Here is a 22,079-nt window from a genome sequence, read left to right as displayed (position 1 = left end):
CGGCGACAGCGGTTCCTGCTGCCAGCGCCGTCGGAGTGCTGGTAGATCAGCGTTGCCTTCTCCGAGGAGTGACCACCGCGGACCAGCCTCGATCGCCAGGCTCCCGGGTTTCGTGCATCCATCCCCTCGCTGCCAAATCGGCTCTCATCGCAGACGATGCACGTCAGCGCGACTATGTTTGCCAGTCTGCGTTCTGGCTCGCTTTCCGTGACGCGCCCACGCTGTCTGGGCGACTGGCCCCACCCTCTGTTCGATGGATGGGCCGGGTCAAAGCTCCGGCTTCAGGCCGAGTCAAGGGCTGTGAGAGGGTCTCCTCCACTCGTCCGGCTAAGGGGGTGGCGATGAGCAGTCGGCTGACTGTCGATGACCGTGAGATGGGAGCGGCGCTGGTTGTCCGGACGGACTTCAGCAACGCCGCTGCCTGGCAGGAGGTTGCTGTCCAGCTGACGCGACCGTGGGGCAAGCACCGAGACCACGAAGCAGCAGTGCACCTGGTGAACGATCCCGCTTGGGCCGGTGTGACATCGGACGAAGTCCAGTCGGCAGCCAGTGCCGACGCTGAACTCAGCGTCGTCTTCCTCGCTGACGAGACCACGATGCGAGAAGCATGCCGACCGCTGCTGGCCGTCGAAATCCGCGCTGGCGAGCAGTGCGGCGACCGGGATTCCGAGGAGAAGCCGGCCGCTTCCAGCCGCCCGTTCCGGACGGAGCCGACGGCGATCCACGACGTCCACATCAACTTGAGCATCGGGAACATGGACTTTGAAGACTTCGCCGAGGCCGCACGTGAAGACATGCACGGTGTGTTGCGCCCTCTGTAGGCCGGGCTGTCCGGCGAATAGGCCGCGGACCGTTCGAAGCTGTTGGACGGCGCGGTGCTTTCGCAACTGAGACTCCAGCACACATTCTGTGAAGGATCTTGAAGTCTCGCTACTGAGCGGCTGCCGCCCGCCACATGACCAGCATCAACACCACGCAGCTGGAGCTGGTCCGGATGCCGGCCTCGCCCCGCGCACGCACGACCTCCACCTTCCCCCGAACATTTTTTCGATATGCCACGCTCTCCAGCCAGACCCGGACGCCCGGGTCCATCCCCGCTCGTGCGGGGAGCAGGCTCAGCTTCCGTTGACTCCAATTTGGAGCGAGGGTCCATCCCCGCTCGTGCGGGGAGCAGACTCCGTGACCTGCAGGTTTCCCAGTGGGCAAGGCCACTTTGAACCCGCTGCCAAGAAAGCACCAAATGCAACTGCGGCCCACGACGTTGCACGGAACCCCTCAGCCAACACAGCACGGCTACCGAGAGAACACGACGGCAACAGGTCGGTACATCACGGCGATGAAGCCCAAGCACGCCGAACAGGTCCTGGCGACCTAGCAGCTGGGCATCAACGAGGGCAACGCCACCTTCGAGTTCGACGCGGCCGAGCGGCCCGAGCACCGACTGGTTGCTCTCGACGAGGGCGAGCGCGTGCTGGGCTGAGCTGGGCCGGCGACGGGGCGGTGTCCGACCGATGCGCGTACGCCGGTGTGATCGAACACTCCGTCTACATCGCCCCGGAAGCTCGCGGTCGCGGCGTCGGACTCATCCTCTTGACCGCCCTGTTCGCCTCTGGCGAGGCCGCCGGGGTCTGGACAGGCGCAGTTCAGCATCTTCCTCGAGAACACCGCCAACCTGGCCCTGTCCCAGAGGGCGGGCTTCCCTGGCATCCGCACTCGTGATCGCATCGGCCTCCACCACGGCCAGTGGCGCGCGACGTCGTCCTCCTGGAACGCCGCAACCTGAGCATCAGTTGAACGCGACCACATGCCGCCGAACGGGCCGCCACCGAGGAGCCAGCGGAGGACACCGAACTCGCAGTCGGTGACTGCTTCCGCTACAAGGATGTCGTCAAGATCACCATCGCGAAGGTCGGTGAGCTGACGGCGGCCGACTTCGGTGAGTACAACACCAAGCCCGAGGCTGACCAGACCGGCCTCCGCGTCTCATGGGACATCGCCAACCGGTCCAAGAAGCCCGTGGACCCCGACGCGTTGGGCTATGACGCGCAAGGCGCCTCCACCGGCGGCACGACGGAATCGATCTCCACCGAGAATGGGGCCCGGATGATGGCCGGCCGGCTCGCCCCGGGCAAGACCGGCAAGGTCACCGCCGCGTACGCGCTGGCCGAGAGCGACGGTCTCGGCATCGTGTTCACCAGGTCCCGCATGGACGAGAACACGGACATCCTCGCCGAGGAGCCGCCCTGGACCGGCTCCATCAAGTAGCGGCCACAGCGATGTCGGCTGCCCGGCAGAACGCTGCAAGGTTCTCGCAAGGGTCCGTCGAGCCTTCCGTCCCCCCTGCCGGGCATCCCTCGACAGAAGCAGTTCGTGGCACTCGGAGAGAAGTCAACAGGGGGGACGCCATGTCGGCGTTGAGTACAACCGGATCGAGTACGACCGAGGCGAGCAGGTTCGAAACGGGCACCATCGAGGCGAACGTGGCTGAGTCACGGCAGTGGCTGACCCTGGTGGGGCGCAAGAAGGTACTCGCGGTGATCCACACCGTGACGTACGGGAAACGACTGCTCGACGTCCTTTCCCTGCTGGAAGCCGACTTCCGGCTCCAGGTCGTCTTCACGGCACCGCCGCACGCCTTCGGCGACGACGTGCCCGCCTTCCTCGCGAGGCTGGGAAGCATGGTGCTGCCGTGGGACCAGGCGACCCGGATGACCTTCGATCTCGCCCTCGCCGCCGGGCCGCGCGGCGTGCAGTACATAGACGCGCCGCTGATCACGCTGCCGCACGGGGCCAACTACCTGAAGCGGGTGATCGGGGGAGCGAACGCGGGCGTGGCAGGGCTGCGCAGGCAGGACCTCCTGCCCGGTGGGCGGCTGCCGGCCGCCGTGGTCGTGCCGCACCACGCCGAGCTGCGCGAGCTCGCGCGCGACTGCCCGGAGGCGCTCCCGCTGGCACACGTGACAGGCGATCCCGTACACGACCGGATCACCGCCAGCCTGCCACTGCGCGCCGCGTACCGCCGCGCGCTCGGGCTCGCCGAAGGACAGAAACTCGTCGTCGCGGTCTCGACCTGGGGAGCGCACTCGTCCTTCGGCAGGTTCGACGCGCTGCTGCCGCGGCTGATCGGCGAGCTGCCAGCGGCGCGCTACCGTACGGCCCTGCTCATCCACCCCAATGTGTGGGCCGGGCACGGCGCTTATCAAGTCAGGTCGTGGCTGGCACGGTGCGGTCAACTGGGAATCGGGGTCGTGCCGCCTGAGGCGGACTGGCGCAGTGTCCTGATCGCGGCGGACTGGATCATCGGCGATCATGGCTCGGTCACTCTCTACGGGACGCTCACCGGAGCGCCGATGCTGCTGGCCACCTCGTCGGAGCGGGAGATCAATCCGTCGTCGCCCGCCGCGGCTCTCGCCGCCCACGCGCCGACGCTGTCCCCCACCCACCCGCTGGTGGACCAACTCGACTACGCGGCAAGGGAGTACCGGCCCGAAGAGTACGCCGCGATCAGGTCGCGCATCACGTCGGAGCCCGGCCGGTTCAACCGCAACATGCGCAGGCTGATGTATGGGCTCCTGGGGATGGGCCAGCCCGCGCACGAGCCGGTGACCGTCCCGCTGCCGGAGCCGCCGCCGCTGCCGCTAGCCGCGTGGGTGCCGGGACACGGGGAGGCGTCGGCGTGAAGCGCTTCGTCGTGGTCGAGGCGAGCCCCTTTCCGGATGTGCTGCACGCGCGTTGCACCGACGCGTCGTTCGACGTGCGGCTGAGCCTTGCGGACCGTGTCCACGGCACATCGGTCGTCGACGAGCACCTCGTCGTGGACGTGGACGCCTGCCGGGACGGCTCCCTGCTGGACTGCGCGGATGTACTCCAGGGAAGCAGGGCACACTCCGTCGTCGACGCACTGCACCGGTTGGCGGAGCTCACTTCGGCCCACCCGGCTTGCGGCATCGCCGCGGTGCCCCTGGCAGGTGCCGGAGGCGCAAGCGGCTGGGCCGTGGCCGGCGGCTCCGACCGGTCTGTGGTCCTCGTACCGGACGGCCCCTACCGGCCGTATCAAGCCTCCGCAGAGCAGTCGTTGCTGCCGTCGTGCCTGCACGCCTGGCTGGTGGCGGGGCGCTCGCTGCGGGAATGGCCGTACGCCCACGACGCACCGTCCAGCTGAGCGGCACAAGCCCAACCACACACCGGGACCGGGCCGTCGACCACGGCCCGGTCCCACCTTGCCGGATCACCCGCCCCCGCCGAGCCGACGCGCGTCGGCGGGGCTCGTGGTCGCGTACAGAGCGAGGGCCCGCGCGAGGAAATCCTCCGCGGCCGTCGCGTCACCGTGCTCCGCGGCACTCTCACCCAGCATCTCCAGGGTGCGCGCCTGCCAGAAAGTCGCTCCGGACCCGGTGAAGACCGCCAGCGCCTCGTTCATCCTCGCCACGCCCTCCGCGTACGTGCCCGCCCGGACACCGGCGCGCCCCAGGAAGGCGAGGGCCCGCGCGGCGTCGTGCGGGTCGTTCACCGCCACCATCGCGGCATGGGCCCGGGTGAAGCAGTCGACCGCCTCGTCCGGGGCGCCCGCCGCGAGTGCGATCTCGCCGAGAGTGGTACGGGCGAGAGCCGCGCCTCGCGGGTAACCGCAGCCCTCCCACACGGAGATCGCCCGGTTCAGGTATGTCACGGCATCGGCAGGCCGCCCGGCCTCGCGATGGCACGCGCCGAGGCCCAGCAGCGCCTGGCCCTCGTCCCGTACGTCACCGGCTTCGCGCGCGGCCTGGAGGGAGTCCCGATACCAGGCAGCGGCCTCCTCGGTACGGCCGGCGGCCCCCAGGCCGATGGCCCCGGAGTTGAGCATCTGGCGCTCGGCCGCCCCGTTCCCGGCCCGTCGGGCAGCCTCCAGGCCGATCTCGTGCGCCTCGATCCAGTCGGCGTAATGGCGCAATCGTAAGAAAAGGGGCCATAGAGCGTCCACGAGCATCCAACTCGTGTCGTACCAGCCGCTGTTCGCCGCGAGCCGTACGGCACCCAGCAGTTGACTCCGATGGGAGTCGAGCCAGCCGAGCGCAGCGACGTCGTCGGCGAACGGCAGCGGAAGATCCGGCCGGTAAACGTAAGTCCTGGAGAGCGTGAACTGCACCGGCGTCAGACGCTCCTGAGCCGCCGTCGCCGTGTGCAGGCACCAGTCGCAGAATCGCCGCAGCGCCTCCTCGCGGGCGGCGCTCGTGTCGTCCTCCCGGGCGCGGTCGTGCGCGTGGATCCGTACGAGATCATGGAAGCGGCAGCTCTCCGGGCCGACGTCCTCCACGAGATTCGCCTCGACCAGCTCGTCCAGTCGGCGCTCCACCCACTCCGACGACTCACCGCAGGACGCCGCGGCGATCATCGCGTCGAAGGTACGCACAGGGAGCAGACCGAGCGTCCTGTACAGGCGCGCAGTCCCCTCGCTCAGCACCGCGTACGACGCGTCCAGGGCCTTGTGCACCGAGGCCGCCCCTTCCACTTCGAGTGCGGCCAGCCGGCCACCGCCCGCGTTCCGGGCGAGGGCGTCGGCAAGGGCCGCCACCGACTGTCTCGGCCGTGTCGCGAGCCGGGCAGACGCCAGGCAGACCGCGAGCGGAAGGCCCGCGCAGAGGGCCACCAGGCGGCGGACCGCCGGGAGTTCACCCGCGACGCGGTCCGCGCCGATCCCACGGGTGAGCAGTTCGACACCGGCGGCCGGACCGAGCGCGTCGAGCTGATGAAAGCCCGCTCCCTCCATACGCAGGCCGGTCAGCCTGCGGCGGCTGGTGACGACCACGAGGCCGCCCGGGCCGCCGAGCAGCAACGGCCGGACCTGGGCGGCTGTGAACGAGTTGTCCAGCATGACCGCGATCCGCCGGTCGGCGGTGAAGGACCGCCACAGGGAGGCCAGTTCGACCGCGTCCGTGGACGGTGGCCCGGCACCCAGCGCCCGGAGGAACTGGCCAAGGATCTCCGCGGGCCCCGCCGGCCCACCTGCCGAGTGCCCACGCAGGTCCGCGTACAGCTGCCCGTCGGGGAATTCGGTGCTCAGCGAACGCAGCCATTTAGACACCAGGGTCGTCTTGCCGATTCCGGCCGGACCGCTGACGACGATCAGCGGCAGTCCCGTGTCGCGAAGACCGTTCAACGACGCGAGATCCCCTTCCCGGTTGGTGAAGTGGGCCGGGACAGGGAGTAGTTGGCGCGGTGACGCGGGCCGCGCGGGCGCGGCCGGCGCGGGGTGGAGATGAATGCCGCCGTGCACCTCACGGGCCTGGACGGTGGGACCGTACAGTCTCGCCTCGCCACTGATCTCATTCCCGTGAGGCCCTTGCGAGGCCGTACTCGAATCACTCATCCATCCGCCCCCGCAGATCGATTGCCAATTACACGGATCCTTTCGGGTCCTACCCCGGCGTGGCTTGGAATGACCATCAGGAATAAGAACGGATCGCGCCAAGTATGGCAACAGTGTATGGCGGGATTCGCCGCGTGATGTCATGCTCGTGAGCCATCCGACGGACCAGCGGGGGCGCTGGTGGAATTCCAGATTCTCGGACCGGTGGGGCTTCGGCTGAACGGGCACTGGCTGACGCTCGGATCGGACAAAGAACGGGTGTTACTGGCCGCGCTCGCTCTTGATGTGGGCCGTCCTGTCGCGATCAGCGAGCTGATGGAAAGGCTCTGGGACGGCGACCCTCCCGCACGCGCTCGCGAAAACGCGCACACCTATGTCTCGCGTATCCGCCGACGGCTGCGGGCGGCCGGTACGGGGCCGGGCGCACCCACCATCGTCGGTAGGGCGCACACCTACACCCTGCGGACCGCGCGTGACTCCGTGGACCGGCAGCGCTTCCAGCACTTCGTCGACACGGCGTTCACCAGTGACGGTGACGCGCGGGCGGTGGAACTACTGCTCCGCGCGGAGGAGTTGTGGCAGGGCGAGGCACTGGCGGGTCTGCCCGGGTTCTGGGCGGCGACCGTACGGCGGACGCTCGCGGAGACGCGACTGAGCGCCAGCACGTCACGCATCGCAGCCGGACTGCGGCTGGGGCGCTTCGCCGAACAGGTCGGCGAGCTGTCCACGTTGGTCGAGCGCTATCCCGGGGACGAGACCCTGCTCGGGCAGTTGATGCTCGCGTACTACGGCAGCGGACGGTACGCGGACGCGCTCCGGGTCCATCAGCGGGCCCGGCAGTCGCTGATGGCGGAGTACGGGGCACTCCCCGGCGTCGAGTTGAACACGATCCACCAGGGTGTGCTGGCCCGCGTACCGGCACGTGAGCTGGCGCACGGGGGTGGTACGGAGCGAACGGCCAGTTCACTCGCGGCTGTTGCCGGCGATCCTCCGACGCCCGTACCTGAGGCGCCCGTGCCTGCTGGGCTCGCGCCCGATGTGCCGCCGCCCCGGAATCTGCCCCAGCAACCGTCGCTCGTGGGGCGCCGGTCGGAGTTACAGGCCCTGAGCTCGATGATCGCCGACAAGGGCGCGCACGGCGGATCGGTCGTCACCGTGGAAGCGGTCAGCGGCATGGCTGGTGTTGGCAAGACGGCCCTGGTCGTCGCCGCTGCCCACCTGCTCGCCGAGAGGTACCCAGATGGTCAACTATATATCGATTTACGCGGGCATTCACCCGCCCAGGAACCGCTCACCGCGAGGGCGGCGCTGGCGACTCTGCTGAGGCTGCTCGGAGCGCCGGCCTTCGCCATTCCGGCCGAGCTGGAAGGACGTACGGCCCTGTGGCGGACCATGCTGGCCGAGCGCCGAGTGGTCATCATCTTGGACGACGCGACCGGACCCGAACAACTCGGCCCGCTGCTGCCAAGCGGGTCACCGTCCCTGACGATCATCGCCAGCCGGCGACATCTGACCGGCATCCCACAGGCGTTGTCGGTCCCGCTCGACGTCCTGTCGAAGGAGGACGCCATCACGCTCTTCCGCGGCTTCGCGGGAGAGGAACGCACCCGCGACATCGCGGAGACCGCGCGGATCGTGAGATTGTGCGCATATCTCCCCCTCGCGATCGAATTGGTGGCGCATCGATTCCGGGCCCGGACCTCCTGGACGCTGGGCGTCCTCGCCGAACGTCTCGCCCGAAGTCCCGGCAGGCTGGCGGAAATTCGCACCGCGGATCAAGAACAGGAGATGACGCGGGCGTTCGCTCTCTCCTATCGGACTCTCACCGCGCAGCAACGGACCGCGTTTCGCCGTCTTGGGCTGTATCCCGGACCCGATTTCACCGCCGACGCGGCAGCCGCCCTGCTGGGTCTGCCGCGGGATACGACGGAGCGATTACTCGAAGGTCTGCTGGCGTGTCACCTGCTCAGGGAGCCCATACCGGACCGCTATCGCTACCACGATCTACTTCGCGAATATGCCTATGGTCTATCCAATGCGGAGGACAGTGAGCAGGAACGTCGGCAGGCCGTCGCCCGCCTGACGGATTTCTACCTCACGACAGCCGGCCTCGCGGACCGCATGGCATATCCCCGGCGCGTACAGCTGGACGCACCGACGCCGCTCCTGTCGACACCTCCGCCGCCCTTTCCGGACTCCGCCGCCGCGCGGTCCTGGCTCGCCGCAGAGCGCGGCAACCTCCTGGCCGTCGAAGACCACGTCCGGCGCAACGGCGGCCCCGAGCGGGCGGCCCAACTCGCCTGCGCCCTGGCGGGGTTCCTGCAGGCGGAGTGCTACTGGCAGGACGCCAAGAAGCTCCTGCGGCATGCCGTCGTCCACTGGGACCGAACGAACGACAACGAGCCGGCGCTCTGCCGTGCCCTGATCGACCTTTGTGCGGCGGACGCGAGCATCGGGGGCTACGCGGAGGCCGCGGAGGCGGGGGGGCGGGCGCTGGAGCTCGCGCGTGCGCTGGGCGACGGACCTGCCGAGGCCGAGGCGCTACGAGTCCTTGGCACGCTGAACTGGCATCTCGGCGAGAATCGCAAGGCTCTCGTCCTGCTCCAGAAATCCCTCGCCCTCAAGTCGCTCTCGGGTGATATCTGGGACAAGGCGCGCAGCCGAAACAATATAGCGGTGACTATGCTGTTCCTCGGGGAACGGGGTCGGGCACTCGTGCATTTCCGCAGTGCTCTCGCAGGTTTCCGGAAAGCGGGCGATAAGACCGCATCTGCCCAGACGCTCAACAATATGGGGGAATTACAGATGCAGGCCGGTGAATTGGTGTCGGCCCGTCGTTCGTTCGAGGAATCCCTATCTTTTCTGGAAGCCGACGGAAGCCGATACGACCGTGCGACCGTACGCAGGAATCTGGCCGAAGCCCTCACGGAGTCGGGTGAGTCCGCGGCGGCTCTTGTACTGTTCGGTGAGACGCTTTCAGAGTTCCGGTCGCTCGGTGACCGGAAGAGCCAGGCCGAGGCTCTGGTCGGGATCGGCGAGGCGTACTGGCGGCTGGGGAGCGTCAAGGAATCCGTCCGGCATCTCCTCGAAGCACTGAAGATCGCGCAGGACATAGGAACGGCCCACCACGAGGCCCAGGCCCTGCGCTGCCTCGGTCGCGCGGACTTGGCCGACGGCCGCTTGGCCGCCGCGACGGCCCGGCTGCGAGCAGCGGTGGCTGTTGCCGCCCGCACCCATGACGTCGACGAGGAAACCGCCGCGCGGACGCTGCTGGCGGAGGCGCGACTCGCGGCGGGAGATGTCGATGAAGCGCGCATGACATTGCGTCAAGCATTCGAATTGGTTCGACACCGAGACAATGTTGATGCGCGTAGAATTAGCCGCCGCCTGAATGAAATCGAACGCATAGGCGACGACAGATCGGATGCCCGTTCCGTGGCGCACGACGAATAGGACGAAAACTCGAACGCAGATCCGCCAATGTGCCGTGTGTTCGATATTTTGGTACCCTTCCGGCTCCATGATCAACCCGGAAGGAACCTCGCACGTGCTCAAAATCCTGGCGGTCACCACCTTCGTTTTCCTGACCGTCTTGGTAACAGGGGCGACGACAGATGTCGCAGCAGCAGCCCCGAGAAACACCCAGCAGAGCGGCTGCATCATGATATGAGGCCCCCCGTTCGGGCGTGACGTAGCGGCCGGGCGTCACCGGAGCGTACGGATGGATCAGCAGCAGACCCGCCTCCGTGGCATGCAGGACGGGCATCCGTCGTACTCGGTGCAGGGGCCCGCAATACAGCGATTTCTCGTTTCGCCGCGCCGTGGTGGCTGGCGGGCTCCTGGTCCTCGTCGTGGTGGTGCCACGTCACGCGCTGGTGCCGGGCACGTTCCGCAACAGTGCGGCGGTCATCGCCAACAGGGTCTCCGGCTTCGACCCGGTCGTCATTGAAGTCCCTGGTGACCCCGTGGTTGTGCAGGGCGTCGCATGTCTGGCCGTACAGGGCGTCCTGGATCCGCCACCACGGCTCGGTCTGGCTGCACTGGTTGCCGAGCTTCTTCGACCCGGGGTTGTCCCAGTCCACGTTCTGCTGGAGCCACTCCAGCGCCCGCCTGACCTCCAGGATTGACGCCCGGATCTCCCTCACGGCCAGCTACAACACCCCGCGCGCCGGATGGGAACCCGAGCTGCTGTGTGCCCTGGACCGCGCCGCCCGCCTCGCACCGCTGTAGACCTGTTGGGCCGAGGGCTCGCAACGGGGCGGTACCGGTGTCGAGTTGAAGTAGGTGATCGTCATCAGCCCAGAAGGTTCGTAACCCGCATCGCCAAGTCGTCTTGTACCGGCCGCGCCCCCAGGGGCCTTCCATGGTGCGGCGTCCGGGGCGTGGTTCGGTAGCGAACAGCGTTAAAACTGCAAGGACGAGCATGGCCTAGGCAATGACACTGTGACGGTGCTTCGCCTCTTCGCAGGTCGCCACCACACGGACGCGGCAAGAGTACGGGTGCAAAGCTCAACCAGGACGAAGCTTTGGTCGCCGAGTTGCCCGGACGCGGGCGTGCCCGAGTCCTGTCCCGCCGCCAGCGTGCCAGTACGTGCCACTCACAAAGGAAAATTGCAGTCGTTCAGGGTGACTCCGATGCAGGACGGAAGAGCCTCGAAGCGAGATTCCCACAGGTCAGAGCCTGGACAGCTGTCCCAGTGCTGGTTGATTCCCAAGCTCAGAGCGCGGGTTCGATTCCCGTCACCCGCCTGGTCGAAGCGGTCGGTGAGTAGCGGCTACGCCGAAGGCGTGCTGCCCAGGGAAGGCTCGGCGTTGTCGACCAGCTCCTTGTAGGTGAGCACCTCAACTCGATTCACGTGGGTATTGAGGGTGCGAAGTGCCTCGCTGATCGACTCCTCCGGTACCGAGGGTTGTTGTCTGCTGGTGCCGGGGGGCCGGGTCTGGATGTCGTTGCGGGCGAGCCTCACTCACCGCACGGGGAAGCCGAAGACGTACCCCTGCTGCCTCAGCCAGGGCAGCACCTCGCGCAGAGCGGCCACGGTCTGGGAGCGATCCCCGCCCGCGTCGTGGAAGAGGACGGTCGGCCCGTCGGAGATCTCCCTCTTGACGGTGGCGACCATGGTGTCCACGCCGGGACGCTCGAAGTCCCTGGAGTCGACGTTCCAGCCCAGCGGCCGCATCCCCCGGGACGCGGCGAGCTGCCGGCTGTACGGGGTGAAAGCACCGCCCGGCGCCCGGTAGTACTGCGGCCGGACGCCTCCGGACGCCTCGGTGATCATGCGTTCGGCATCCAGGATCTGCTGGGACTGGTAGGCCTCGGACTTGGTGTCCATGGTGGTGTCGTGCGAGACCGTGTGGTTGCACAGCCGGTGCCCGGCCGCCACGACCTCCTTGACCAGATCCGGGTACGCCTGGGCCTGCGTACCCACCATGCAGAACGTAGCCTTCACACCGCTGTCCTTCAGCAGTTGCAGCACCTGCGGCGTCCAGACCGGGTCCGGCCCGTCGTCGATGGTGATGTTGACGCCCCGGGGTCCGCGGTCCGAGGCGTGCGCGATGTCCGCCGCCACCTTGGCCACTGTCCGGTCCTGGGGCCGGGCGTCCGGCGCTGAGACACGCGCTTGCGGCTGCCGCACTCCGACGGGGTTGGCCTGCGCGGTCCACACCGAGGTGGCAGCGGCCAGCGCTGTCACTCCGAGCGCCGCCGCGAGAAGCCGGCCGTGCCATCCCCTTCCCTTATGTCTTGCCATGTCCGCCCGCCCCTTTGCTGTCTCCGCCGATGCCGTGCACCCATGAAGACATACGAACGCCCGTACAAGATCCCCCTGTTACCGATCACAGACGAATCCGCAGGGGGCCGGCGACAAACGCGGGAGTTCCGCGACAGACGAGGAGCGCAACGGCCTCCCGCCCTCCGCCTGGACCCCCGCTGTCGGACCCGGCGGCGAGCTCCGCGTCGGCGTCTGAGTCGCCGAGCTCGACGGAGACGGCGCGCCGCACGCAGCGGAGCACCAGGCGTGGGCGTCGCCGCAGGGCAGGTGAGCCAAGGGCCGGGCTTGGCAACAGCACGACGAGCGACGCCTCTGGCGCCGATTCGGCTGCTACCGCGCGGACCGCTGCACGATGACGCAGCGCGCCAGGCTGCGCTGCCGCGGTCGCTACGCGCGTACCGGGAGGAAGGGCATCGGGTCCTGGCCTGTCCGCGGGGTGTAGCCAGTGCCACCCTCCGGCCGGGCCGTATGTCCAGTGTGCCGGGCCCTTGCCGTCCGTAGCGTCATGGACATGGCGCAGAGAGCGCCTCAGCGGAGAGGGCAGCGGACATGTTCCAGCGGAAGAGCGGGACCGGACCCACCGAGAGCGGCGAAGCGCTGCGGCAGGTCGAGGTCGGCAACACCTACGGCCGGCACAGCGGCCTCGCTCTCTTTTTCGCTGTCACATTCACGACGACCTGGTTCTTCTGGCTGATCGCTATCGCACTCGGCGGATCGCCGACGAGCTCCCCCACCGCCGTTCCCTATCTGCTCGGTGGCTTCGGCCCGGTGTTCGGCGCGATCGTGGTCCGCGTTCGCCGCGCCCGCCGCCGGGAACCCGTACCCGCTCGTACGGTGCGATTCCGGCAGGGCATACGGCTGTTCTGGGCACCGCCCCTGCTGGTGCTGGCATCGGCGACCGTGGTGGCGGGCGCACTGCTCGCGGACTTCCTGGGTGGTATCGGGGTGAGTTTGACCGAGGGCAAGGAACTGATCTCGACCGTCGGCGGAATCGTCCCCTTCTTCGTCAGCATGCTGATCGCCGGTCCGTTGGCCGAGGAGCCCGGCTGGCGAGGCACGGCATACCCGCGCCTGCGCGCGTCCATGAGCCGTCTTCAGGCCGGCCTCCTGCTGGGTGCCGTCTGGGCGGTATGGCATCTGCCGCTGTTCTTCATCGAAGGAACTGTCCAGGCCGAATTCGGTCTGATCAGTTGGAGGGGCCTGATGTTCTCACTCAGCGTCATCCCGGTGGCGTTGCTGACCGGTTACGCCTACGAGCGTGCCGGAGTCGCGGCAGCCATCGCGGTTCATCTCGGCTTCAACGCGACCATGGCCGTGTTGACCGTCGACTCGCCCGTAACCCAGGCATTCGTCCTGGCGGTACAGGTCGTCCTCGCGATCACGCTGCTCGCCACGCAGCGCGGTCGCCGGACGGACCCGCCCGTTCAGGCGGCCCCTCACCCGCACCAGGTCGTCACTGACGCGTCGCGTCAGGTCAGTCCGACCCGGGGCTGATCAGTTCGGGCGGCGCACCTGAGCCGCCCGGTGGCAACGCCGCGGGTGGTGCGTTCGCTCCAGCACCGGGTCCGGGCGACCGCGCGGCTGTGAGGCCCGCCGCCAGGAGCATCATCCAGGCCAGAACCGACGCCGAGGGCGAGATCAGCCCGGCCCAGATATTCGACGCGGCGAACCTTTCCCATTAAGCCGGGCTCCATGCCGGAAAAAATGTCGCAGGCTTGGCACACGGTGCGTGAGAAAGGCTCCCGTCGAGTGCTGATCCTGGCCCGAGCGTCGGGCTCCAGTCATCCCTGCCCGGCGTCGAGCCTTCGAGCCGCCGAGTCGTCGAGCCTTCGAGCGCCACCTCACGGAATATCAATTGCCCGTCAGTCCACAGCACGCTGTACAGACGGGCCAAGTTCGAACCCGGGTGGATGCGAAGCGCGGTCGGAGAAATCGCCGCCTTTCGGCTTCGACGGCAACTGTTCTCCACACCGGTGAAGGGTCGGACCTCAACCAGCAGCTTCGAGCAATGGACTTCTGAGCAGGCAAAATGGCGGCGCCCGGCGCTATGCGTCCTCGGCGAACCGGCGGTGTTCGGCTTGATCGCCGTCCAGAGCGGGAGCTTCTGCCGCCCATCAAACGTGCGTTGGAAGGCCGTGGAACGGTGCGGGTGACACATCAGCTGTCACCTACGATCTCGTTCGGTCAAGAAGCCTCACCGAAGGCTTCCTCTCCTCCCCTCTGACAAACACCGTCAGGACCGAACTCACCACGCTCAATCGGAGTCAATGCGGCGATGGAAGACTCGGAAAGCATCGACCGACCTCGCGACTACACGTCACCCTGTGTTCATGGGCGGTTGGAGTTCTCGACCGGCAATGAAAAGCCGGAATTCGCAGCGTTCCGATCGACCGCGCACGGCGGTACGAGAGCGTGAAAACCAAAATAGATCCGCTGTCCGTGGCGGCGATGGTGGTCACCGTTGTCTGCATCTCGGCCACCGCCCCACTGACCGCCGCCGGCTCCGCCTCGCCGCTCGCCATGGCGTTCTGGCGCAACTGCCTGGGCTTCGCCGTACTCGGGCCTTTCCTCCTGTTGCTGCGCCGTCGCGAGGTGGGGCGTGTCGCGCGCGGCGAGCGCGCGCTCCTGCGCAGGGAACAGTGGCGGCCCTTGGTCTTCGGCTTCCTCGCGGCCACGGCGCTGGCTCTCCACTTCGCGGCGTTCATGACGAGCACCCGGCTGACCTCGGTCGCCATGTCCACCGCCCTCGTCGCCACCCAGCCCGTCTGGCAGGCCCTCATCGCTGCGGGTCAGGGCGCCAAGACGTCTCGCAGAACATGGGCGGGTCTCACGCTCTCCGTCGTCGGAGCGGCCGCGGCCGCCGGTCTCGACATCGAGTCCGGCGGTACGGCGCTGCTGGGCGACCTGCTCGCCCTTGCCGGGGCCCTCGCTCAGGCCGGGTACACCGCGTTGAGCGAACGGTCGCGCGCGGATGTGAGCACACCGCTGTATTCGACGTTCACTTCGCTGGTCTGCGGTATGGAACTCCTCGTGGTCTGCTGGCTGGCCGACATCCCACTGACGGGTTTCGACAGAGCCACGCAATGGTCGCTGCTCGGGCTGCTCGTCCTCCCGCAGCTTCTGGGGCTCGGCGCACTGAACTTCGCCCTCGGCAGGACATCGGCGACGACCATGAGCATCCTGCTCCTGCTGGAGACCCCCGTGGCCGCGCTCACCGCGTGGTGGCTCATGGGACAGAACATCAAGCCCGCGACCATACCGGGACTCCTGCTGATCATCGTCGGCGTCACCATCGTGTTGATGAGCGGCAACGAGGAAAGGGCCCCAGGACAGCCAGGCACATACCGCCCAGAAATACCGCCGTACCCGGCCTATGCCCCGTACACCCCCCAACCACTTCCCACACCGGGGCACCTGACGGTCCGGCACGATGCCGAACGCCGGCACGATGCCGGACGCGACCCCAGAGTGGACTGGGCCAGCTACCACGAAAGTCCGACGGTCAGGTTCACGTATCACGGTGCGGGAGCCTTCGACACCGTGCACTTGCGCAGGCCGCGCTCTGCCAAGGACGAGTCCGAGCTGTGACTGCCCCACTGATGCATGGGCGGACCACGGCCGGCGTTGACCGGTCCGGCGACCACGGAACGACAGATCCCGCCTGCCGGTTCAACGCCCGCGCCGTCCGCGACTCAGCCGGTCGGGAGCACCGTCCCGTCCCCGCCGTGCCGGCGCGGCCCGGTATCGGGCACCAGCCCCTGCCGGGCGAGGCTGCCGTCCAGCCAGGCCGCGGCCAGCTCCACCCGGGAACGGCACCCGGTCCGCCGGAACAGCCGAGTGAGCCGCTGCTCCACCGTCTTCTCGCTGCACGCCAGCCGGGCAGCGATCTGCCGGTTGGTGGACCCCTCGCTCACCATGGCGATCAGCCGCGCGTCCCGCTCGCTCCGCCCTTCCCGGGCCGCCCGGCGCCTGGGGAGCGAAACGTTCCGCCGGCGCGCCGCCGCGCCGAGCCGACTACGGATGGGCCGCCCCATGCCCAGCGCGTGCCCGCTCCGCGTTGCCTCGGCCAGCCACCGCTGGGGGTCGTCGCCGACTTCCGCCAAGCACCCACAGCAGTCCACCCGCAAGGGCACGTCGACTCGCTGCCGCGCCAACCGGTACGCGGCCAGCGCGCTGTCCGCGTCGCCGTGCACCATGCCGCGTCCGAGGAGCACCACCTCGCGCGTCATGGGCGAGGCCGACTCTTCGTGCAGGGTCTCCATTTCCTCCAGGGTCCGTCGCATCGCCCCTGGGTTGTTCCCCTCAAGTGCGATCGACAGAATCCGCAGCAACACTCTGTCGACGCCCGCGAGCAGTCCGCTCTCACGCGCCCGCCGGACATCGCGCCATGCCTCTTCCAAAGCCTCGTCCCCCTGCCCCGACCAGTACCGGACACCCAGTCGCGCCCGGGCCACCAGCGGATGGCTGACGGAGTCCGGGATCAGGTCCAGCCACTCGCGGGCGCGTCCGAACTCTCCGCGTACGAGCTGGATCTCGGCTGCCAGCGCCCGGGCCAGCTGTCCGACGCCGGCCGCGCCGTCGGCTCGGCCCCGCGTCTCGATCCGACGGGCGCCTGACAGCGCACTGTCCCAGTGCCCCGCCAGGTACTCGCGCACCATGGCGTGGTACTGGACGGCGGTGCTCTGCCCCGCCCCGGCGTAACGCTCACCGAGCACGGCCTCAAGAGCACCCGCCAGGTCCCCGTACGCGGCGGCGTTCCGCAGCCGGTCCAGGGCCGCCTCGCCCAGGGCATCCCGCGGCAGCCCCCGCCGGGCACGCTCGAACTCGGCGCCGCCGCCCACGGCGGCTGCCAGCAGCCGCACTTCCGCAGGCGACGGGACCGCCCCGGAGCCGGACTCCTGGTCAGCGTCCGGGACGTGGTCGGCCGTCGGCCCCGGCCGGAGTGTCATCGGCGTGATCGGGCCGATCCCGTACAGTCCGCCGAGCCCCGCCAGCGCGGCAGCGGCGGGCATCCGCCCGAGCGCCGCGCCGTATCGGGGGTCGGCGTCGTCGGTGTGCGGGGACCGATGATCGTCGGTGTACGGGGACCGATGCTCGTGCAGCGCCGACAGAGTCCATGCCCGGGTGACCCATTCCAGGGCGCCCCGGTCCCCGCCGTGCGGCCCGTCGAGGCAGGCGAGCAGCGGCTCGCCGAGCGCGAGTACGCCGATATGGTCGGCGTACCGCAGGCCCCGGGCCGCGGCCTCGCGCAGCACGCCGGTCGTTCTGGTGTCGTGCGGCGGCAGGTGCCGCAACGCCGAGTGGTAGCTGCGGGCCCCCCAGGAACGGTCGAGCTTCGCGCTGTTACGGGCCGCGGCCAGCAGCAGCGGCACCGCGAGCGCGGCGCCGAGCGTTGGCCCCGCCGCCGCCACGTGGTCGGCCAGCCGCGGGTGGGCGGCGCCCGTCGCGGCGGCGCCCAGCCGATCGGTCACCGATCTGGTGATCGTGGCGTGCAGCGACCGTACGTCTCGGCAGGCGGGCAGTGTCAGCAGCGCCGCCGCGAGTGCCGGAACAGCGAACGCTATCCCGCCATCCCGGTCGACGGTCACCACCCGGTCCCTGACCAGGTCGTCCAGCGCACGGCCGACGGCTTCGGGCAGCCCGCCCAGCGGCCGCACCCGGTGCAGGTCGTCAAGCCGCAGTTCGGCCCCCTCGGCCAGCCGGGCGAGCGCGGCCGCCATCCCGACCGTGCCGGCATCCGGTGACGCGTCCGGCCAGCCGAGCCGGCCCAGGTCCGTGGCGTCCGCGGTGAGGCGCAGCCCACCCTCCGGCACGGTCAGGCATATCCGGCCGTCGAGTTCGAGCAGGCCGCCGCGCTCCTCCAGCGAGGCGAGCACCGACAGCACGGCCGCCGGGCTCCCCGCCAGCGGGCCCAGCGAACGCAGCACCGCCGTCACCAGGTCGGGCTCGACGGGGCGGCCCAGCCGCTGCACGATGAGCTCGCCGGCCTCGGCCGACGACAGCGGCGGCAGTTCGAGCACCCGGTCGGCCGCCGCGGGCAGCCGCGCACCGCTGACCTGCCCCGGGCCCGTCGGCCGGCCGGCCATCACCACCGGCACACCCGCCGGGCGGAACGCGCGCAGCAGCAGCCCCAGAGCGGAGGCCGTGGGATCCGGCATCCGATGGGTGTCGTCGACGATCAGGGCGAACGGGACGTACTGAGCCGTGTCCGCCAGCACCTCGCCCAAGGTGGAGAGGAGGGCCACCTCGCTGCCCCGGCCGACGGTCTGCGATTGCGCCCGGCGCACCACCGTGACGCGTGCCAGGTGACGGCTGTCGTGGATCGTGGCGAGTACGCCGCAGACGGCGTCCGCGAGGGCGGCCGTACCGGCCGGGCCCTGCGCGCCTTCCCAGCCGAGCCGCAGGACCTTGGCGCCCTCCTTGGCCGCCGCCCGCCGCGCCTCGCCAAGCACTGCCGTCTTACCGGTTCCGGCCCCGCCGGTGACCAGCAAGGTCCGCGCCGCGGCGCCGGCGGAACGTAGCACTCCCGCCACGTCCTCGACTTCGCCGTGCCTGCCGACCAGAGGGGAACGGTACTGCTGCACGACGACTCCTCGTTTGCCCCTATTCTTCACGTCGAACGGCTCGGTGAGACTGCGGGTTCGCATGAACTTCCCGGACGAGCTGCCATCTTTTCCGGGAAGTTGGTCATGATGGCAAGGCCCTGGACCGGGGCCGGTCGGCCTGCTCGGCCCGAAGCGGGCGCCCGCCCGCCAGGTACGTGTGATCAAGGATACGGTGGAGTCAGTGGCTGCTCGGAGAGACACCGAGTTGGTCTTCGGCGGCACGTCCGCACGGTTCCACGGAACGGGCGAGGACCTGCTCGGCCGGGAGAGCGAGTCGGAGGAAGTCGACGTCGGCCTCCGCGATCCGACCGGGCCGGGCCTGGTGCTTGTCCGCGGGGAACGGGGCGTCGGGCGCAGCGCGTTCGTGCGCGCCGCCGCCGAGCGGCTGCGTGCCGAAGGGGTCGCGGTCCTGCCGGTGGCCTGCGTTCCCGATGACGGTGAGCGTCCTCTGCTCCTGGCTCTGCGACTGGTCATGGCCCTGGAGGAACACCGGCCCGCCGCGGCGAGGTCCCGGCCGACACATGGGCCGGCGGTGGCGGCGCTGACCGCGGTGAAGGAGGGCGACAGCACAGCGATGGCGGAAGCGCTCGCCGCCGCTCTGGTGCAGCCGGCGCCCACGGCCGTGGTCGTCGACGACGCTCAGTATGCCGACGCCGAATCCCTCGCCCTGCTCGGCAGAGTCGACTTCGAGCGGGTTCTGCCCGGCACCCGGCTGATGGTCACGGCGGTGCGGCACACCGGGTCGGACCGTACGTCCCGACGCCCCCGGTCCTCCCGGGCCGGCCGGGCCGTGGAACGGCTGGCCGGCAACCGGGCGGCGCGCACGATCGTTCTGCCGCGCCTCGGACCGGAGGATGTCACCGCCTTGGTGGCGCGGCGGTTGCGGGCGGTGCCCGATGTCAGCCTGGTACGGCGGGTCCACCGACTGAGCCGTGGGATTCCCGGGGCAGTCGACGCCCTGCTCGTCGAATGGACGGGACGGGACGCGATACGCATGGCCGACGGCCACGCCTTCCTGGGCGTCGGAACACCGGCGCCGGTGCTGCCGGACGGCGACAGGTACGTCGTGGCCCTGCGGTCGCTGGGCGAGCCCTGCTGGACGGTGGCCTCGGCGCTGAGCGTCCTGTGGCCGCTCGGCCGGCCGGCCGCGGCGCTGCTCACGGCGTCAACCGGGCTGTCCGACGCGGCTGTCGGCCACAGCATCCGCAGTCTGGTGGACGAGGGCATCGTGGACGAACTGCCCGGGCGGGACGAAGCCGCGTTCCGGGGGTGGACGTTCCGCGTACCGCTGATGGCACACGCCGTCCGGGAGCGGCTGGGGCCGCTGGAGCGCGGCCGTCTGTCCGCCGCCGCGGTGGGAGCGCTGTGGGCGGGCGGGGGAGCGGCAGCCGCCGGGGCCCCGCACGACACACCGGCAGCAGCGATCCTCGACGAGGCGGACGCGGAGACCTATCTTCCGGACCGGATCGCCGAAGCGGGAATCCTGGTCGACCCCGAACGCGCGGTGGCGGAACTGACAGCAGCCGCGAGGGCGTTGTACCCCGACCTCGACCGCCGGGGGATGCTGCGGTGGTACCTGGGGGCCGTGCGCCTCATCGAGGAGCCGTCCGCCCGCGACCTGTCGGTACTGCGGTGCGGTCAGGCCGCCCACGGTTGCGGTGACTACCCCACAGCCCGGGCAGCAGCCGAGGGGATCGTGTCCGCCCCGGCCGAGGGCCTCGACCCGCTGAACCTCTACGAAGCAGCGACCCTGCTGGTGGCGTCGGCAAGCGCCGAGAAGGACTGGCCGGCGCTGTCCCGGATGGGCGCCGCGTCCTGGTGGGACGGACTGCCGCTGCCCGCGGTGGCCACCGTGTCCGGCCGTGTCCAGGCACTGTGGCAGTTGGAGAAATGGCAGGAAGCACTGACCCTGCTCTCGCAGACCGAGCCGATATGGCAGACCACCCCTGACAGCCACGCGTTGCTGGAACTGTTCGGCGTAGTCGCGGAGTTCGTGCTGGGCCGACCGGATCGGTTCATGCGCGTACTGACCATGCCGGAGGCGCCGGAGCTGGCGCGCAGCAAGGCGTTCGCGATGGTCATCGCCCAACTCGACGTGCTGCTCGGCGCCGGTGACCTGCAGCGGGCGACGGCCCTGCTGGCCGCACGAGGGCTGGCAGCGGAACTGCTCCCTGCCTGTAGCCAGTTCCTCTTGCGGCACCTTGAGGGCCGGTGGGACGAGGCGCTCCCGCTGGCACGTCGGCTCCTGGTCAACGGCGGGGCGCTGAACGTGGTCCCCGGGCACCATCTGATCCCCGCCCGAACGGCGGCCGTTCTCCTCGCGAGGGGTCGCATCACCAGCGCCGGCCGCCTGATCAGCAGCGTGCGCGGAGAGGTGAACGGGGAGGGGAACGGCGAGGTGAACGGGCCTCTCGAACACGTCCTGGATCACACCGACGCCGAGGTGCTGCGGACCGTCGGCGACCTCGGCCGAGCCGAGGAGATTTTGCGGCGCGGGCTGAGCGCGGCGGATGACCGCGGATCCGTCTACGGCACCGACGAGCTGTGGGCCTCCCTCGCCGAGGTGCACGCGGAAGCGGGACACACCCGTGAGGCGGTGGCCTGCCTGGAGCGCCTTGAGCGGCTGGCCGAGCGGATGGACAGCGGACGGACACGGCTGCTGTACCTGCTGACGTCCGTCCGAGTCCTGCGGCCGGACCTCCCGGACTCCCGCAGGCATCTGCTCGAAGCGGTCGAACTGGCCCGCGAACGCGGCCAGATGTTCGAAACGGCGGTGACGCTCACAGCCGCCGCGCGCGCGAACGCGGGCCCGGCGGCGCTGCTGCACGAGGCGTACGAACTGTTCGGCGAGACCGGTGCCGCGCTGTGGCGCTTCCACACCAGGGCCGCGATGCGCGAGAGCGGGCTGGTCGTGCCCGGTCGCAAGCAGGCCACGGCGGAGAACGAGCACCTGCTGGCCACCCTGCTCGCCGAGGGCCTCACCAACCGCCAGATCGCCAACGTACTGCGGCTCAGTGAGGACGCGGTCGCGAACCGCCTGTCCCGGTTGTTCGCACGCACCGGTATGCGATCCCGCACCGAGGTCGTGACAGCCGTGCTCGCCGGCGGTCCGCTGACCTCGGATGACCGACGGATGGCCGCTGACGGCTACTGACGGCTGCTGACGGCCCTGCGGCCCAACGGAGCCGACGAACCCAAGAACCCGGCTGGGGCCCGGCCCCCTGGTGACAGGTTTCCCTGTCCTTAACGGACGAGGGCCCATGGGAGCGGATCAGCGCGACCACACATGACAGCATCAGCCTCCTGAAGCGCACGGACCACTTGAGCCCCGGACGGAGAGGGCAAATGCCTCAACAG

General features: G+C 69.5%; 14 protein-coding genes and 1 pseudogene. 11 read left to right on the top strand and 4 right to left on the bottom strand.

The annotated features are described in order from the left end of the window. Window positions 1–341: 341 nt before the first annotated feature. From ACFVWW_RS10810 to ACFVWW_RS10790, 5 genes and pseudogenes are all read left to right on the top strand, one after another. Window positions 342–821, top strand: a complete 480-nt coding sequence (locus tag ACFVWW_RS10810) for a DUF6924 domain-containing protein (protein ID WP_384328366.1) — start codon at window positions 342–344, stop codon at window positions 819–821. A 557-nt stretch (window positions 822–1,378) separates the two neighbouring features. Next, window positions 1,379–1,794, top strand: a pseudogene (locus tag ACFVWW_RS10805) (GNAT family N-acetyltransferase). A gap of 222 nt (window positions 1,795–2,016) precedes the next feature. Further along, entirely contained in the window at window positions 2,017–2,265 is a 249-nt protein-coding gene (locus ACFVWW_RS10800) for a hypothetical protein (protein WP_384328369.1), read from the top strand. A 245-nt stretch (window positions 2,266–2,510) separates the two neighbouring features. Then, a complete protein-coding gene (locus ACFVWW_RS10795) occupies window positions 2,511–3,680 on the top strand; it encodes a hypothetical protein (protein ID WP_384329048.1) in 1,170 nt (389 codons plus the stop codon). Further along, window positions 3,677–4,162: a hypothetical protein gene (locus tag ACFVWW_RS10790; protein ID WP_384328372.1), complete on the top strand. Its 486-nt coding sequence runs from the start codon at window positions 3,677–3,679 to the stop codon at window positions 4,160–4,162. The genes ACFVWW_RS10795 and ACFVWW_RS10790 overlap by 4 nt, the downstream gene beginning before the upstream one ends. A gap of 66 nt (window positions 4,163–4,228) precedes the next feature. Here the strand turns inward: ACFVWW_RS10790 and ACFVWW_RS10785 are convergent, their stop codons facing one another. After that, a complete protein-coding gene (locus ACFVWW_RS10785; RefSeq protein WP_386877245.1) occupies window positions 4,229–6,136 on the bottom strand; it encodes a tetratricopeptide repeat protein in 1,908 nt (635 codons plus the stop codon). 390 nt (window positions 6,137–6,526) lie between these two features. Between ACFVWW_RS10785 and ACFVWW_RS10780 the strand changes: the two genes are divergently transcribed. The 3 genes from ACFVWW_RS10780 to ACFVWW_RS10770 all read left to right on the top strand — a co-directional run bounded on the left by ACFVWW_RS10780 (window position 6,527) and on the right by ACFVWW_RS10770 (window position 10,576). Beyond that, window positions 6,527–9,799 (top strand): BTAD domain-containing putative transcriptional regulator, encoded by a 3,273-nt coding sequence (locus ACFVWW_RS10780; protein WP_384328378.1) that lies wholly within the window; start codon window positions 6,527–6,529, stop codon window positions 9,797–9,799. A 67-nt stretch (window positions 9,800–9,866) separates the two neighbouring features. Further along, window positions 9,867–10,016 carry a hypothetical protein gene (locus tag ACFVWW_RS10775; protein ID WP_386877397.1) on the top strand — a complete coding sequence of 50 codons (150 nt, stop codon included), beginning with the start codon at window positions 9,867–9,869 and terminating at the stop codon, window positions 10,014–10,016. 287 nt (window positions 10,017–10,303) lie between these two features. Then, window positions 10,304–10,576, top strand: a complete 273-nt coding sequence (locus ACFVWW_RS10770) for a hypothetical protein (protein ID WP_386877244.1) — start codon at window positions 10,304–10,306, stop codon at window positions 10,574–10,576. A 545-nt stretch (window positions 10,577–11,121) separates the two neighbouring features. Here ACFVWW_RS10770 and ACFVWW_RS10765 read toward each other — a convergent pair. Both ACFVWW_RS10765 and ACFVWW_RS10760 read right to left on the bottom strand, forming a co-directional pair. Further along, window positions 11,122–11,313: a hypothetical protein gene (locus ACFVWW_RS10765; RefSeq protein WP_386877243.1), complete on the bottom strand. Its 192-nt coding sequence runs from the start codon at window positions 11,311–11,313 to the stop codon at window positions 11,122–11,124. Continuing rightward, window positions 11,314–12,096, bottom strand: coding sequence for a polysaccharide deacetylase family protein (locus ACFVWW_RS10760; protein WP_386877242.1), 783 nt, complete (start codon window positions 12,094–12,096; stop codon window positions 11,314–11,316). 570 nt (window positions 12,097–12,666) lie between these two features. Here ACFVWW_RS10760 and ACFVWW_RS10755 point away from each other — a divergent pair. Together ACFVWW_RS10755 and ACFVWW_RS10750 are read left to right on the top strand one after the other, a co-directional pair. Next, window positions 12,667–13,611: a CPBP family intramembrane glutamic endopeptidase gene (locus ACFVWW_RS10755; RefSeq protein WP_386877241.1), complete on the top strand. Its 945-nt coding sequence runs from the start codon at window positions 12,667–12,669 to the stop codon at window positions 13,609–13,611. Between the two features lie 918 nt (window positions 13,612–14,529). Continuing rightward, window positions 14,530–15,705: a DMT family transporter gene (locus tag ACFVWW_RS10750; protein WP_386877240.1), complete on the top strand. Its 1,176-nt coding sequence runs from the start codon at window positions 14,530–14,532 to the stop codon at window positions 15,703–15,705. A gap of 104 nt (window positions 15,706–15,809) precedes the next feature. Here the strand turns inward: ACFVWW_RS10750 and ACFVWW_RS10745 are convergent, their stop codons facing one another. After that, complete coding sequence (locus tag ACFVWW_RS10745) at window positions 15,810–18,701, bottom strand: AAA family ATPase (RefSeq protein ID WP_386877239.1); 2,892 nt, start codon at window positions 18,699–18,701, stop codon at window positions 15,810–15,812. Window positions 18,702–18,903: 202 nt separating this feature from the next. Between ACFVWW_RS10745 and ACFVWW_RS10740 the strand changes: the two genes are divergently transcribed. Next, entirely contained in the window at window positions 18,904–21,876 is a 2,973-nt protein-coding gene (locus ACFVWW_RS10740) for an AAA family ATPase (protein ID WP_386877238.1), read from the top strand. Window positions 21,877–22,079: the final 203 nt, after the last annotated feature.

The sequence above is a fragment of the Streptomyces sp. NPDC058198 genome, from assembly GCF_042882605.1.
Classification (GTDB): Bacteria; Actinomycetota; Actinomycetes; order Streptomycetales; family Streptomycetaceae; genus Streptomyces.
This window is presented reverse-complemented; position numbering and strand designations above follow the sequence as displayed.

Excerpts from the sequence above, each read along its gene's own strand:
- ACFVWW_RS10810 (WP_384328366.1), top strand. The coding sequence starts at position 342 with ATGAGCAGTCGGCTGACTGTCGATGACCGTGAGATGGGAGCGGCGCTG.
- ACFVWW_RS10775 (WP_386877397.1), top strand. The coding sequence starts at position 9,867 with ATGATCAACCCGGAAGGAACCTCGCACGTGCTCAAAATCCTGGCGGTC.
- ACFVWW_RS10755 (WP_386877241.1), top strand. The coding sequence starts at position 12,667 with ATGTTCCAGCGGAAGAGCGGGACCGGACCCACCGAGAGCGGCGAAGCG.
- ACFVWW_RS10760 (WP_386877242.1), bottom strand. The coding sequence starts at position 12,096 with ATGGCAAGACATAAGGGAAGGGGATGGCACGGCCGGCTTCTCGCGGCG.